This is a genomic window from Curvibacter fontanus (assembly GCF_054780335.1).
Genome location: NZ_BAAGWN010000045.1, coordinates 87,477 through 101,959, shown reverse-complemented (window position 1 = coordinate 101,959; position 14,483 = coordinate 87,477). Strand labels below are relative to the sequence as shown.

The 14,483-nt window shown below is 67.9% G+C and carries 14 protein-coding genes; 3 read left to right on the top strand and 11 right to left on the bottom strand.

Translation table 11 applies throughout. The features are described from left to right. Positions 1–9: 9 nt before the first annotated feature. The 11 genes from ACYVH8_RS16120 to lptF form a co-directional block, all read right to left on the bottom strand. A complete protein-coding gene (locus ACYVH8_RS16120) occupies positions 10–3,114 on the bottom strand; it encodes an efflux RND transporter permease subunit (protein ID WP_460489827.1) in 3,105 nt (1,034 codons plus the stop codon). A 1-nt stretch (position 3,115) separates the two neighbouring features. Continuing rightward, positions 3,116–4,195 carry an efflux RND transporter periplasmic adaptor subunit gene (locus ACYVH8_RS16115; RefSeq protein ID WP_460489826.1) on the bottom strand — a complete coding sequence of 360 codons (1,080 nt, stop codon included), beginning with the start codon at positions 4,193–4,195 and terminating at the stop codon, positions 3,116–3,118. A gap of 77 nt (positions 4,196–4,272) precedes the next feature. Further along, entirely contained in the window at positions 4,273–4,674 is a 402-nt protein-coding gene (locus ACYVH8_RS16110) for a hypothetical protein (RefSeq protein WP_460489825.1), read from the bottom strand. A gap of 194 nt (positions 4,675–4,868) precedes the next feature. After that, the gene (locus tag ACYVH8_RS16105; protein ID WP_460489824.1) at positions 4,869–5,510 is read right to left on the bottom strand and encodes an HAD family hydrolase; all 642 of its coding nucleotides are present in this window, start codon (positions 5,508–5,510) and stop codon (positions 4,869–4,871) included. Then, positions 5,495–7,030 (bottom strand): ArnT family glycosyltransferase, encoded by a 1,536-nt coding sequence (locus ACYVH8_RS16100; protein WP_460489823.1) that lies wholly within the window; start codon positions 7,028–7,030, stop codon positions 5,495–5,497. Before ACYVH8_RS16100 ends, ACYVH8_RS16105 begins: the two co-directional genes overlap by 16 nt. 7 nt (positions 7,031–7,037) lie before the next feature. Then, entirely contained in the window at positions 7,038–7,946 is a 909-nt protein-coding gene (locus ACYVH8_RS16095; protein ID WP_460489822.1) for a lysylphosphatidylglycerol synthase transmembrane domain-containing protein, read from the bottom strand. Beyond that, entirely contained in the window at positions 7,943–8,803 is an 861-nt protein-coding gene (locus ACYVH8_RS16090) for a decaprenyl-phosphate phosphoribosyltransferase (protein ID WP_460489821.1), read from the bottom strand. Before ACYVH8_RS16090 ends, ACYVH8_RS16095 begins: the two co-directional genes overlap by 4 nt. A 3-nt stretch (positions 8,804–8,806) precedes the next feature. Next, positions 8,807–9,499, bottom strand: coding sequence for a phosphatase PAP2 family protein (locus ACYVH8_RS16085; protein ID WP_460489820.1), 693 nt, complete (start codon positions 9,497–9,499; stop codon positions 8,807–8,809). A 49-nt stretch (positions 9,500–9,548) separates the two neighbouring features. Next, the gene (locus ACYVH8_RS16080; RefSeq protein ID WP_460489819.1) at positions 9,549–9,929 is read right to left on the bottom strand and encodes a sirohydrochlorin chelatase; all 381 of its coding nucleotides are present in this window, start codon (positions 9,927–9,929) and stop codon (positions 9,549–9,551) included. A 5-nt stretch (positions 9,930–9,934) separates the two neighbouring features. Beyond that, positions 9,935–11,044, bottom strand: coding sequence for an LPS export ABC transporter permease LptG (gene lptG / locus ACYVH8_RS16075; protein ID WP_460489818.1), 1,110 nt, complete (start codon positions 11,042–11,044; stop codon positions 9,935–9,937). Beyond that, a complete protein-coding gene (gene lptF, locus ACYVH8_RS16070; protein WP_460489817.1) occupies positions 11,041–12,156 on the bottom strand; it encodes an LPS export ABC transporter permease LptF in 1,116 nt (371 codons plus the stop codon). Before lptF ends, lptG begins: the two co-directional genes overlap by 4 nt. 22 nt (positions 12,157–12,178) lie before the next feature. Here lptF and ACYVH8_RS16065 point away from each other — a divergent pair, with 22 nt between their 5' ends. Genes ACYVH8_RS16065 through ACYVH8_RS16055 form a run of 3 tightly spaced genes read left to right on the top strand, consistent with a single transcriptional unit; the run spans position 12,179 to position 14,426 of the window. Beyond that, positions 12,179–13,651, top strand: a complete 1,473-nt coding sequence (locus ACYVH8_RS16065; protein ID WP_460489816.1) for a leucyl aminopeptidase — start codon at positions 12,179–12,181, stop codon at positions 13,649–13,651. A 20-nt stretch (positions 13,652–13,671) separates the two neighbouring features. Beyond that, on the top strand, positions 13,672–14,109 hold the full coding sequence (locus tag ACYVH8_RS16060) for a DNA polymerase III subunit chi (protein WP_460489815.1): 438 nt from the start codon (positions 13,672–13,674) through the stop codon (positions 14,107–14,109). Beyond that, entirely contained in the window at positions 14,109–14,426 is a 318-nt protein-coding gene (locus ACYVH8_RS16055; RefSeq protein WP_460489814.1) for a hypothetical protein, read from the top strand. The genes ACYVH8_RS16060 and ACYVH8_RS16055 overlap by 1 nt, the downstream gene beginning before the upstream one ends. Positions 14,427–14,483 lie beyond the last annotated feature (57 nt).

Genomic DNA, 14,483 nt, shown 5'->3' with positions numbered 1-14,483 from the left:
GTTCCTCCTTCAGGCCTGGCGCCTGGACAACTGGCGGCGTAGCCGGGCGGTGAGTGTCGCGAGGCTGTCCGGTGCGCCCAGGTGTTCGTAGATCTTGGGCAGCAGCAGCAGGGTGAGCAGTGTGGAGCTGACCAGCCCGCCGGTGACCACGATGGCCAGCGGTTTCTGGATTTCCGAACCGGGGCCGGTGGCGAAGAGCAGCGGGATCATGCCCAGGGCGGTGATGATGGCGGTCATCAGCACGGGCCGCAGCCGCCGTTCGGCCCCCAGGCGAACGACCTCGTGCATGGCTTCGCCGCCCTGGCGTCTTTCGTTGAAGTGCGTGACCATGACCACGCCGTTGAGCACCGCGATGCCCAGCAGCGCGATGAAACCGACCGAGGCGGGCACGGACAGGTATTCGCCGGAGATGGCCAGCGCCACCACGCCGCCCACCAGCGCGAAGGGGATGTTCAGGAAGATGATGGTCGCCTGCATCGCCGAGCCGAAGGTGAGGGTGAGGATCAGGAAAATGATGCCCATGGCCGCGGGGATGACCAGGCCCAGGCGCGCGGCAGCGCGTTGCTGGTTCTCGAACTGCCCGCCCCAGACGACCTGGATGTCGCGCGGCAGGTCCAGCCTGGCCACGGCCTGCTGCGCAGCCTGCACGAAGCCGGTGAGGTCGCGCCCCTCGACCGAGACCTGGATGGTGGCCAGGCGCCGGCCCAGCTCATGGTCGACCCGGATGGGGCCGTCAACCTGCCGGATGTCGGCCAGCGCGCCCAGCCGCCAGCCGCGGCCGTCGGCGCCGAGCAGCGGCTGGTTGCGCAGGGCCTCGGGGCTGTTGCGCACGGCCTCGCCGCCGCGCAGCACCAGCGGCACGCGCACGCCGTTTTCGTTGACCAGGCCGGTGGTCTCGCCCTCGATCTGCTGCTTGAGCGCCTGCTGCACGCTCTCCACGCTCAGGCCCGCCTGGCCGATGGCATGGCGGTCCAGCGCCACGGTCAGGTACTGCATGCCTTCGCCGCGCGGGGCGATGACTTCGGCCGCGCCGTTGACCAGGCGCACAGCCTGTGCGACCTTCTGCGCGTTGGCCGCCAGTTCGTCCAGGTTGTTGCCGAAGAGCTTGATGGCCACGTCGCCGCGGGTGCCGGTCAGCATCTCGGAAACCCGCATCTCGATGGGCTGGGTGAAACCGTAGACCAGGCCAGGGAAACCGTCGAGCACTTCGCGCAGGGCTTGGATGATGTCTTCCTTGCCGCCGCGCCATTCGCTCTTGGGCCGCAGTACGAGGAAGGTGTCGGTCTCGTTCAGGCCCATGGGGTCCAGGCCCAGTTCGTCCGCGCCCGTGCGGGCCACGATGGACTTCACCTCGGGCACGCGTTCCAGGATGGCCTGCTGCACGCGGATGTCGAGTTCGATCGAAGCTTCCAAAGAGATGGTTGGTACCTTTTGCAGCTGGACCAGGACATCCCCTTCGTCCAGCGTGGGCATGAAGGTCTTGCCGACCAGGCCATAGAGCACCGCAGCCAGAAGCAGGGAGCCCAGCGCCATGCCGGCCAGCCAGCGCGGGTGCCGCCAGGCGCTGTCGCGCAGGCGCACATAGCCCGCGGACAGGCGCCGCATGAGGGCAGACTCGTGCGCCGCCTCGGGGCGCAGCACGAGAGAGGCCAGCGCCGGGATGACGGTGAGGGCCATGAGCAGCGAAGCGGCCAGGGCCATCACGATGGTCAGCGCGACCGGGCTGAACAGCTTGCCTTCCAGCTCCTCGAGGGTCAGCAGGGGCAGGAAGACCACGCCGATGATGAGCACACCCGCCACCACCGGCTTGACGACCTGCTGCACTGCGTGCAGCACGCGCTCGCGGCTGTCTTCACCGGGCGCGCCGGGCGAACTCTCGATGTTCTCGACCACCACGACGGAGGCGTCGACCAGCATGCCCAGGGCGATGGCCAGGCCGCCCAGGCTCATGAGGTTGGCCGTGAGCCCGGCGAATTGCATGAGCTGGAAGGTGGTCAGCAGGGTCAGCGGCAGGGACAGGGCGACGACCAGCGCCGCGCGCAGCCCGCCCAGGAAGAGGTAGAGCACGACGCAGACCAGCACCGCCGCTTCGGCCAGGGCCTTGATCACGGTGTCGGCCGCCCGCGTGACCAGTTCACCACGGTTGTAGAAAGTACGGATGCGCATGCCGTCTGGCAGCCGCGTTTTCATCTCGTCCAGTTTCAGGGCGATGGCATCGACCAGCTTGCGTGCATCCGCACCGCGCAAGCCCAGCACCAGGCCCTGCACGGCTTCGCCACGCCCGTCCTGCGTGACGGCGCCGTAGCGCGTGAGCGCGCCCAGGCGCACGGTGGCCACGTCTTCCAGCAGCACCGGCTGTGCGCCCCGGGGCAGCGGCAGCCTGATGGCACGCAGGTCGTCCAGGCTGCGGATCGCGCCTTCGACGCGCACGACGAGGGATTCTTCGCCGGTTTTCAGACGGCCCGCACCGTCGTTGCTGTTGTTGCTGCCCAGCGCTCCTCTGAGATCGGCCATCGACAGGCCCAGCGCCGCGATGCGGGCCGTGTCGGGCACCACTTCGTAGGTCTGGACTTCGCCGCCCAGCGAGTTGACCTCGGCCACGCCGGCAATGGTGCGCAACTCCGGTCGCAGCACCCAGTCCAACACGCGGCGGCGCTCGGCCAGGCTGTAGCCTTCGCCTTCCACGGTGAACATGTACAGCTCGCTCAACGGGGTTGTGATGGGGGCCAGGCCGCCGCTGACGCCGGGCGGCAGCTCGGCCATCACGCCGGTGAGGCGTTCATTGACCTGCTGGCGCGCCCAGTAGATGTCCACGCCCTCGTCGAAGTCCAGCGTGATGTCGGCAATGCCGTATTTGGAGACCGAGCGCACCATGCGCTTGCGCGGGATGCTCAGCAGCTCCTGCTCGACGGGCTTGACCACCCGCAGCTCCACTTCCTCGGGCGTCATGCCCGGGATCTTGAGGATGATCTTGGCCTGCGTGGGGGAGATGTCCGGAAAGGCGTCGATGGGCAGCTGCATCCAGGCGCGCAGCCCCACGGCCATGAGGACGGCGGCCAGCAGCAGCACCAGCAGGCGGTGCCGCAGGCTCAGTCGTATGAGGGCATCGATCATGTCATTCACCCTTGTCCATCAGCGCCCGCAGCGAGGCGATGCCGGTGTGAGCGACCTGCCGGTCCGGGCCCAGCGCGCCTTCCACGACCGCCAGTTCGTCGTTGCCCGAGAGCACCTGGACCCGGGTCGGCATGAAACCCTGGGGCGAGGCCAGCAGCACCCAGGACTGTCCGCGGTAGAACACGACGGCGCGCGCGGGCAGCAGCCAGGCGGGGGGGGTGGTCTTGTCACGGGTGGGGTGGATCTGGACGGGCAGGACTTCGGCAACCTGCAGGCGCCCAGGCGTGGTCACGCGGGCCCGCGCACGGGCCTGGTGCGAGGCGTCCAGGGCGCGGCTGACGCCGATGAGGGTGGCGCGGGCTTCACGCGCAGGCACGGTGACGCTGTCGCCCATGCGCAGCAGGCCCGCCTTGTCGCCGGAGAGCACGATGTCAAGCTGCAGCTGCCGCAGGTCGGCAATCCTGAACAGCACCGCGCCCGCTTCCACGCGCTGTCCCACGCCGGCGAGGGCCTCGATCACGCTGCCCTGGCGTGGCGCGCGCACCGTGCCGCTGGCGTAGTCGCCGTTACCGGCCTCGCCGGGCTGGCCGGTGGAACGCAGCATGGCCTCCTGGGCCTGCCGGGCCGCGTCGGCGGCGCGGTAGCGGTTCTGGCTGAGCTGCAGCCGGGCCGCAGGGATCAGGCCTTCGTCGTACATGGCCTGGTCGCGCTGCAAGGCCGCTTGTGCGTTCAGGGCCTCGAGCTGGGCCTCCCTGGCCTGGCGCCGGGCGTCGGCGAGCATGGGGCTGCTGATGGTGATGAGAACCGCGCCCGTGCGCACGGTGTCGCCCAGGCCGACATCGATGCGCGTGATCACGCCGGCAAACGGGGCCGTTACGGTGATGTCCTGCCCCGGTGGCACGGTGACGGTGGCCGAAGCCAGCAGCAGCCCGGTGGCGGCGGGCCGGACCGCGACGGTGCGGATGCCGAGCGCGGCCTGCTGGCGGGCGTCGAGCGGCAGTTCCTTGAACGCGGGTTGGGCCTGGGCGGCCGCAAGGCTGGCGCCGGCCGTGATGAACAAAGCAATGAGCAGTCGGGGCATGACCGCCTCCTGGGATCAAAAAATGGAAGACCACCGCAGCATGGCGGTGGGCTGGGCAGGGCGCAGCCTGCCTGGGATCAGGCGCTCAGGAGGGGAGGAGCGAGGGCCGGAGGCGGCCAGCCGTCACGGTAGGCGTGGACGGTTTGCGGACCGGCGGCCGAAGGCCGGATCCGCAGGAGGCACAGGCGTGAGAGCAGGCACAGCAGCACGGCCGACAGCAGGGCGGCGTGCAGAAGCAGGCCACCGTCGTCGTCGGATTTGGGCAGGGAGGTGGCTACACCGAGCGCGGGTGATTCGTCATTTGCGGCGCTCAGGCTGTGCGAGAAGTCGGTCTCAGCGGGATGGCTGACGGCATGCAGCCCGTCGACGTGAAAGCCGGAGATGTGGGACGCTCCCAAATGACCGTGCAGGAACGGACCCAAGGCCAGCAGTCCGATCAGGACGGCCATCACACCCCGGGTGAGCGTCTGGAAATTCATCAATGCTTGCACATGTCGATTATAGAAGAAGAGACTGAAGCAGGTCTGATGCGGTCCAAGCCTGCTCCAGCCGGATGGCAGCAGGTCTACTGAACGAAGCGGTTGCCGCGCGAAAGGATGGTCAGAGTCGCCCAGGTGCTGCCGTGGCGCTGGTTGAAACACCCTCGATACCCGGGGCCTTCAGTTTTATGACTTCAAGGCAACCAGGGTTTTTGGCGGTACCAGGCATACTGCGCCAGACGCAGCATGGGCTTGTCTCCCGAGGTGTCGCCATAGGCATGCAGCAGGGGCATGGCATCCGCGTCGTACTTCACGGACAACCAGGCTTGCAGCCGGCGCACCTTTTCTTCTCCGTGGCAGTTGGCCGTGAGCATGCGGCCGGTGTAACGGCCGTGGGCCACTTCCATCTCCGTGCACAGCACGGCATCCACGCCCAGGCTGGCGCCGACCAGATGCATGTAGAGGCTGGTGGACGCGCTGACGATGATGCAGCGGTGGCCCTGCTGCTGGTGCTGCACCAGCTGTTGCAGGGCCCAGGGGCGCCACTGCTGCGGCAATTCATGCTGCACGAAGGCGCGGGCGGCCTGTTCCACCCCGGCTTGCGTGCAGCCGGCCAGGCTGGCTTGCAGCAGCCGGGCCTTGGCGCGGTGGTTGCTGGTGAGGCGCAAGGCGTAGGCGATCAGCCACGGACTGCATCCGAGCAGCACCCAGAGCAAGCGGGGCCAGCCCAGCAGGCGGCGCAGGAAGGGCAGCAGGGTGTCGCCTTGCGTTAGCGTGCCGTCGAAGTCGAAAGCCGCGACCACCGGGCGCTGCGCTGCGCTCAGGGTTTCGGACATGAGACCTGCCCGCAATAGCGCACGCAGTAGGGACAGCCCGTCATGGGCAGCCAGGCAGGGATGTTGTAGTAATGCTTGAAGACGGCGGCCAGCACGCCCTGGCGGTAGGCTTCGTAGTTGAAATTGCGGCCTTCGACGTAGTGGAAGGTGACGCCGCTTTGCACCGCCGTGTAGGCCTGCACGCTGTCGAAATAGGGTGTGAAGTCGCTCATCACCGGCGGGTCGGACAGCAGCACGCGGATGGTCTTGCCCTGGTAGATGGAATAGTCCACCAGCAGGTCGTCCTGGCGCGCGTGGAATTTGCCGGGGCCGAAGACGGGTACGTACTGACCGATCACGTAGCCATAGACCGCAGCGGGCGAATAAGCGTCGGCCATGAGCACCGAGTCGGGTGTGCGCACCTGGGCCAGCAGTTCGGGGGTCTTGAAGGCGCGTACGATGGCGAAGTAACGCGGTTTGCCCTCCCATTGCTCCACGTGCGTCAGGGCGATGCCGCCCAGGGGCAGCACGTGCAGAGCCGTGAAGGCGGCCAGGCCGAGGGCGCAGCGGCGCAGCGCGGCCTGCGGCAGCGCGAAGGCCAGCAGCATGAAGACGAAGGGGTAGAAGGCCAGCACCCAGTGCAGGCCGACCACCTTCTTGAAGGACAGCAGGCCGAAGAACAGCAGGGGCACCACAACGAGCATGCTGAGCAGGCGCAGCTGGCGCGCCGTGGCCGCCAGGGCGCTGCGGTGCCTGAAGCCCAGCCAGAGCAGGGCCGGCGTGAGCAGGTAGGCCAGCATGCCCAGATAGATGAGGGGCTTGCGCAACTCGAAGGCCGCATTTTCGTTGCGGTTGATGGCGTTGAACATGATGTTGGACCAGCCGTGGTCCATGTTCCACAGGAGATTGATGATGGGTCCGGGCAGGGCACAGAGCACCAGCAGCGCCAGACCTTGCCAGCGTTCACGCCGGTAGGCCGCGAAATAGACCAGATAGGCCAGACCCAGCACCACCGAGAAATACTTGGAGAGGAAGGCGCAACCGATGAACAGGCCCGAGAGCGCGTACAGCCCCCAGGCGCGGCCGTCCATCTGCGCGCGCCGCTCGGCGCGCAGCAGCATGGCCACCGAGAGCACCGACCAGAAGATCAGCGGCGTGTCCGTGGTGATCAGGGCGTTGAGCCAGTTGATCGGGGCCAGCCAGAACAACAGCAGGCCCCAAGCCGCGCGCTCGCGGTTCAGGGGCTTGAAGGCCCACCAGAGCATGGCGCCCAGGGCCAGTGGCAGCAGCACCACAGGCAGGCGGATGGCCCAGGTGGCTTCGCCGAAGAGCGTGCGCATGAGCCAGATCAGCCAGCCCACCATGGGCGGGTGGTCGTAATAACCCCAGTCGGGATAGACGCCCCACCAATAGAAAAAAGCCTCGTCGCCGGTGATGGGCAGGGCATGGGCGATCCACAGGCGCAGGGTCAGCGACACCAGCGCGGTCACGAGCAGCCAGCGCTGCAGGTTGAGGGAGGATGCGTCGTGCGTGGAGGACATGAACAGGCTAGTGCAGGGAAATATCGCGGGAGACGGCCGCACTATATAGCAGGGCCAGGGCGCCGATCGCGACGGCCAGCCAAAGCGTCAGCAGGCGCACCAGCACGGTGATGGCCAGGGCCGTGGCCAGGGCCGCACCCTGCAGCACCAGCAGGCCGGTCAGCAGAGCTTCGGTGCCGCCCAGGCCCGCAGGCAGCATGGAAAGCGCGCCACCCACCATGGCCAGGGCATAAAAACCGGTGGCCAGCAACGGGCCGATGGCAAGACCGAGTTCGCGGCAGACCAGCCAGGCGGCCAGACCTTGTGCGGCCCAGGCCACGAGCGTGAGGCCCAGCCAGGCCCAGGGGCGCGCGGCCAGGCAGCGCCAGGCCGCGTGCAGCCAGGGCAGGCGGGTGAACAGGGCCCGCCTGAACTTGAAGAGCAGGACCAGCGCCAGCAGACCCGCGGCTGCGGCCGCTGCAATGAGTTGCCATTGCCAGGCCGCAGCGCCGGGGAGCTGTGACAGCCACCACAGGCCGGGCAGCGCGAGCAGCAGCAGGGCCAGCAGGTCGGCCAGGCGCTCGGCCCCGAAGATCGCCAGGCTGTCGGCCGCGCCCAGCGGCTGGCGCAGCAGCAGACCGCGTGCGGCCTCGCCGACGTTGCCGGGCGTGGGCGTGAAGGTGTAGCCGGCCAGATAGAGGCGCAGGCCCTGGGCCAGCGGCAGCGGCCGGCCGTAATGCGCCATCCACAGACGCCAGCGCTGGCCGCGCAGGAGGTAGTTGAGCAGGCACAGAGCGGCAGCCGATGCGCCGGCCGGAGACCACAGCACGGAGAGCCGGGCTGCGCTGGCGCTGTCGCTGCCGAGCAGCAAGACCAGGGCATAGACGGTGGCGGCGCCACCGATGACGATCAGCAGGGTCTTGAGCGGCAGCTTCAACGCCAGAACCGCGTGGCAACAAAGAGCAGCACCCAGGCGATGCCTGCGGCCAGGATCCAGGGGTCGCGCAGCAGGTCGCGTGAGACATCCTCGCCGCGGCCGCGGTGCACCTGGTAGGCGTAACGCAGCAGGCCGAAGACCACCACGGGCACGGTGTAGACCAGGCGCTCGCCGTGCTGTTGCATGGCTTCGATGCTGGTGGCGTAAAGGCCGTAGGTGATGACGGTGGCGGTCATGGTGACGGCCATGTAGGTGTCGAGCAGGGCCGGGGGATAGTGCTCGAGCACGGCACGCTGCTGCCCGGGCTGGTGGAAGGTCTCGGCCTTGCGCTTGGAAAAACCCAGGAAGAGGGCGATGAACAGGCCGGTCAGCAGCAGCCAGCGCGAGGGCGGAATGCCCACGGCCATGGTGCCGGCCAGCAGGCGCAGCATGAAGCCGCTGGCAATGATGGACACGTCCACCACCGGCACGTGCTTGAGGCGCCAGCTGTAGGCCATGTTGAGTGCGACGTACAGGGCCAGGATGAGCAGCAGTACGCGGCTGCCCCAGGCCAGGGCCAGGCCCGCTACCAGCAGTGCTGCGGCCAGGGCCAGCGCTTCGCGCGGGCCCACCGCGCCGCTGGCCAGCGGGCGCAGGCGCTTGATCGGGTGCTGGGCATCGACGGCGCGGTCGCGCCAGTCATTGAGGATGTAGACCAGGCTGGAAAAGCAGCAGAAGGCCAGGAAGGCGTAAAGCACACGTTCGACCAGGGGGCCGTTGTGCCAGGACTGGCTGAACAGCAGGCCGGCGAAGACAAAGGCGTTCTTGAGCCACTGGTGGGGCCGCATCAGGCGAATCAGCCTGCTCGTCTTGGACATGCTTCAGCTCCGCCCGGAGGCTGGCCCGGGTTTGTAGAAATAACTCAGGATCGTCCAGACCAGGCCGCTGGCGGCCAGGGTGATGGGCAGGGCCCAGAGCGCGTCGCTGAGCCAGTGTGCCCCGACCGACATGCGGGCCACGCTGACCAGACTGCCGGCCAGCAGGCCGGTGGCGATCCAGCGCCAGCGGCGGCGCGGATCCAGCAGCATGAGCGAGACAAAGAAGAAACCGCAGGCCACATGGCCGCTGGTGAAGGCGCAGTTGTCCTTGCACTGGTCGGCCTGCACCAGGGCCGGGGTGAACTGGCGTTTGCCGCCGAACTCGACCACGTCGAAAGGGCGCGCACGCAAGGTATGTTCCTTGACGGCCCAGGTGGAAAAGCCCGGGCCCAGCAGCAGGGATATGCCCACGAAAGCCAGGGCGATGCTGGCGCGGCGCGAGCGCCGCAGCAGGCTCAGCACGATCCAGGCCGCAAGGCAGAGCAGGGCCAGACCGCGAAAGAGATCGGGGATGTATTCGTTGACCAGTTCGACCCATTTCCACTGGGCCGGATTGATCGGCGGCGCGGGCTGCAGGAAATAGGCGGCGACGGCGATGTCCAGCTGCGGCCAGAACACGGGCAGCAGGGCTACGGCGAGCGAGGCGCCCAGCACGAGCAGGAAGACAGTGCGGTTGCGAAGGGCGGGGCGGGTCATGAGCAGCGCGGTAAGTCCCGGCGATTGTACGTAGCGCCGGGCGCGCGGCTCAGCTTGTGGCCAGCGCAATGCGCGCCAGCATGTCGACCACGCGCGCGTCCTCGCCGATGGCCGGACGCAGTTCGAAGCTGACCTGCGGGTGCTGGCGCTTGAGCTCCGCCACCAGCAGGGGCAGGTCTTCGCGCGCATGACGGCCCACGCCGAGGAACATGGGCACGATGGTGATGGACGTGCTGCCCTGTGCCACCAGGACGGCGGCGCAGCTGGGCAGGTCGGGCGCCATGAGCTCCAGATAGGCGCAGGCCACCCGGGCCTGCGGCGCCAGCGCGGCAGCGCGCGCGGCCACGGCCTCCATGGGCGCGCGCCACTGGGGGTCGCGTGAGCCGTGGGCGAAGAGGATGAGGCCGCGTAGGGGCGCCGGGTCTTGCATGGGTATCACCTTCTGAGCACCAGCCAGCCGAAGGCGGTGAGCGAGATCAGCATGTAGATCATGCCGGGGGCGGCGGCCGTGAGCCAGGGAATCCAGTGCTGCAGCTCGCCGATGTAGCCGAACACATTGTTGAGGAAGAAGAAGCTGATGCCGGCCATCACGCCGCCGAAGACGTAGATGGAGATACCCTCGCTGCGGAAGTGCAGGTAGGCGAAAGGCAGGGCCAGCATGACCATCACCAGGCAACTCAGCGGGTAGAAGACTTTTTTCCAGAACTCGATCTCGTAGCGCTCGGCGGTCTGGGCGTTTTCCTTGAGGTGGCGGATGTACTGGAAGAGGTCGATGGTGCTCATGCGCTCGGGCCGCAGCACCGCCGCCGAAACCATTTCGGCCGAGATGCCCGTGGGCCAGCGGAAGACCGGCACGCGTGTGCGTTCGACCCGGCTGAGGGCCAGGCCGGGCGCGTTGAACTCGGTGCGCTCGGCCTGCTCCAGGAGCCAGGCCTCGTCTTCGGCAAAACGCGCCAGCGGCGCGTGTGTCATGGAGACCAGGGCGTTCTGGTTGTCGAATTCGAAGATGCGCACATCGCGCATATTGCCGTCGGAGTTGAGCGAGCCCACGTTGACGGCGAACTGGGCGTAGGGCTCGCGTTCGCGCAGCCAGGCGCCGGTCTGGCCCACGCTGAGCTTGCCCTCGTAACGCGCCTTGAGCAGCTGGGCCGTGCGGTCGGCCCAGGGGGCCAGATAGTCGCCGACCACGAAGGTCAGCAGGGCGAAGGTGAAACCGGCCGTGAGCAGCATGCGCAGCGCGCGCCACGGCCCCAGCCCGCTGGTGCGCAGGATGGTGAACTCCGAGCTTTGAGCCAGACGCGTCATGACGTAGATGGTGCCGATCAGCACGGTGATGGGCAGCAGCTCATAGAGGTGGTTGGGGATCATCAGGGCCACGTAACTGGTGGCCTGGGGCACCTGGTAGGCCGCGCCCAGGCCGGGGCGGCCGATGGCGGGCAACTGGTCGACGAAGTCGAAGAAGGCGAAGAGGGCCAGAAAACCCAGGGTGACGAAGACCACGGCCAGAAACATCTCGGCATGGATCAGGCGACGTATGGTCCTCACGAAGCCGCCCCCTTCTGCACTGTCGCCCTGGCGGGCAGGCGCAGGCGCCAGCCCCAGTTGTACTGGCGCTTGGCCAGCCACAGCAGGCCGGCGGCCAGCATGCCGCCGTGCAGCAGCAGGTTGTAGGCGAGAAAGCCGATCTTGCCGCTGGCGATCCAGGTCTGGCCCAGGCTCAGCAGGTTCAGATAGACCTGGAACAGCAGGAGCGAGAACATCAGATTGCCCGAGCGCCCCACCCGCGGGTTGACGCGCGTGGCCGCCAGGGCCAGCACGGCGAGGTTGAGCGCGGCCAGCACGAAACCCAGGCGCATGGAGATCTCGCCCAGGTAGGCCAGGGAGGAGGGGTTGCGGATCAGCTCCAGCGTGGAAATGTTGCCCAGCGGCACGTCGATCTTTTGACCCAGCGGGTCCTGCGCCACGCGGATCTTGTAGCGTTCGAACTCGCCGATCTTCACGTCGGTCTTGCCGATGGTGCTCTCCAGGCGCTGACCGTTTTCCAGGACCAGGAAGCGGTCGTTGCCTATGAGTTCGGTGTGGCCGCTGCGCGCCGAGGTCACGGTCTCCTTGCCGTTTTCGGTGGTGGCGACGAAGACGTTCTTGGCGCTGAATTCATTGAGCAGGCTTTTCTCGACGAAAAAGACACGGGTGCCGCCACCCGCTTCCTGGAACTGACCGGGCTGCACGCGTTCCAGGTCGCCGCGGCTTTCGTACTGGGCGCGCATGGTTTCGACCTGCTGGTTGGACCAGGGCAGCACGAACACGGCCAGCGAGGCGATGGCCAGCAGGATGGGCCAGGCAAAGCGCAGCAAGGGGCGCAGCAGGCTGAACAGGCCCATGCCGCTGGAGAACCAGATCACCATCTCGCTGTCGGTGTACAGGCGCGAGAGCGTCATGACGATGGCCACGAACAGGCCCATGGTCATGATGTTGGGCAGGAAGGTCAGCAGCGTGTAGCCCATGACCAGCATCACGTCCGAGGGGTTGAAGCTGCCGCGCGAGGCCATGCCCAGGGTGCGGATCAGGGTCATGGTCATGACCACCGTGACCAAGATGATCAGCGTGGCGCCAAAGCTGCGCGCCAGCTCCTTGCGGATGGAGGAATCGAATAACATTGCTCGTCAGGAAAACGCCATTATGAACTTCGAACTCAAGTCCCTGGATCTCGCCGGCGCCTCCGCGCAGTCTGCTGATGCCTTCATCCTCCTGGTCCCGGCCGGTTTCAAGCCGGGCCGCGACCCTTTGGCAGCCCTCGTGGGCCAGGCCCTCAAGGCCGGCGACCTGGACAGCCAGCCCGGCAAGCTGCTGGCCCTGTACCGCCCGGCCCAGGCCAAGGCGGCCCGGATGCTGCTGGTGGGCGTCGGCGACGGCACGCCGCGCCAGGTCAGGCTGGCCGTGGCGGCGGCCCTGGGCGCGCTGCGCGGCGGCACGCCGGCGGTCAAAAGGCTGCTGCTTTGTTTTGCCGGCGCCCCCCAGCGCGGTGCGCTGCGCGCGGCCGTGGCTGCCGTGGCCGATGTCAGCTACGTCTACACCACCACCAAGTCCAAGGTCGAGGGCCGCAGCCTGGCGCGCGTGACCCTGGGCGTGCCCAAGGCCGCTGAGTTCAAGGCCGAATTCGCCCAGGCCGCCGCGGCCGTGGCCGGCATCGAACTGGCCAAGGAATGGGCCAACCGCCCGGCCAACCATGCCACGCCCACCGACCTGGCCCAGGCGGCGCGCGCCCTGGCCAAGTTTCCGAAGATCAGCTGCCAGGTGCTGGGGCCGCGCGAGGTGGCCAGGCTCAAGATGGGCTCTTTCATGGCCGTGGCCCAGGGCTCGGAGCAGCCGCTGCGTTTCATCGTGCTGCAGTACAAGGGCGCGCCGGCCGCCCAGGCGCCCACCGTGCTGGTGGGCAAGGGCATCACCTTCGACACCGGTGGCATTTCCATCAAGCCCGCGGGCGAAATGGACGAGATGAAGTTCGACATGGGCGGTGCGGCCAGCGTGTTGGGGGTGTTCCGCGCCCTGGGCGAGTTCAAGCCGGCCATCAATGTGGTGGGGCTGATCCCGAGTTGCGAGAACATGCCCGATGGCCGTGCCGTCAAGCCCGGCGACGTGGTGACCAGCATGAGCGGGCAAACCATCGAAATCCTCAACACCGACGCCGAAGGCCGCCTGATCCTCTGCGATGCACTGAGCTACGCAGAGCGCTTCAAGCCCGCGGCCGTGGTGGACATCGCCACGCTGACGGGTGCCTGCGTGATCGCGCTGGGGGCGGTGCGCAGCGGCCTGTTCAGTGCCGATGACGCGCTGGCCCAGCGCCTGCTGGCAGCCGGCGAGACCGCGCAGGACCTGTGCTGGCGCATGCCCCTGGACGATGACTATGCCGAGGGGCTCAAGAGCAACTTCGCCGACGTGGCCAATGTGGCCGGCCGCGCGGGCGGCGCCATCACGGCGGCCAAGTTCCTGCAGCGCTTCACGGCCAAGTTCCCCTGGGCGCACCTGGACATCGCCGGCACCGCCTGGAAGAGCGGCGCGGCCAAGGGTTCGACCGGCCGGCCCGTGGGCCTGCTGCTGGAGTTCCTGCTGGCCCAGCAGGCGCCCGCCAGATCCGGCCGTCGCAAGGCCTGAGTCCAAGAGATCACGGCAGCATGACCGAGGTGGCCTTTCATTTCAACGCGCCGGACAAGCTGGCCTACGCCTGCCGCCTGCTGCGCAAGGCGGTAGCGGCCGGCTCGCGCGTGGTGGTCACGGCTCCGGCCGATGCCCTGGCCCGGCTCGACATCCTGTTGTGGACGTTTTCCCAGACCGATTTTGTCGCCCATGTGCGCCAGCCGGCCGAGCCCGGCCTGCTGGCGGCTTCGCCCGTGGTGCTGACGGAGACGCCGGCGCAGGCCCTGCCGCACCGGCAGGTGCTGCTCAACCTGGGCACCCAGCTGCCGGCCGGGTTCGAGCAGTACCAGCGGGTCATCGAAGTCGTCAGCGTGGACGACGAAGACCGCCAGCAGGCCCGTGGTCGCTGGAAGCACTACACCGAACTCGGTTACACCATCGTCCGCCACGATTTGAATCTGAAGGGATCCAGCTGATGCCCACGCTCACCAAGAAACTGCTGCGCACCCTGCCCACCCTGACCGAGGTGGTGGACGTGCCCCCGCTGGCCGCCGCTGTACCGGGCGCTTCTGGCGATCTGGAGGAGGCTCTGGTCCAGCGCGTGCTGCAGCGCCTGGAGCCGACGCTGGACGCCCAGGTCCAGAAGGTGGTGGCCGATGCCTTGCAGGAGCAGATGAAGGATCTGGCCCCGCGCATCCGCCAGCGTGTGGACAACGTCGTGCGCAAGGCCGTGACCCAGGCCCTGGGCACCGAAACCAAGCCGCCGACAGACCCGGTCGGCCGAGTGTTGTGAAGCTGCCCTCGCTTGTCCGGGGAAATACGGCCGCAGCGCTGAATTTGAGGTAGTCTT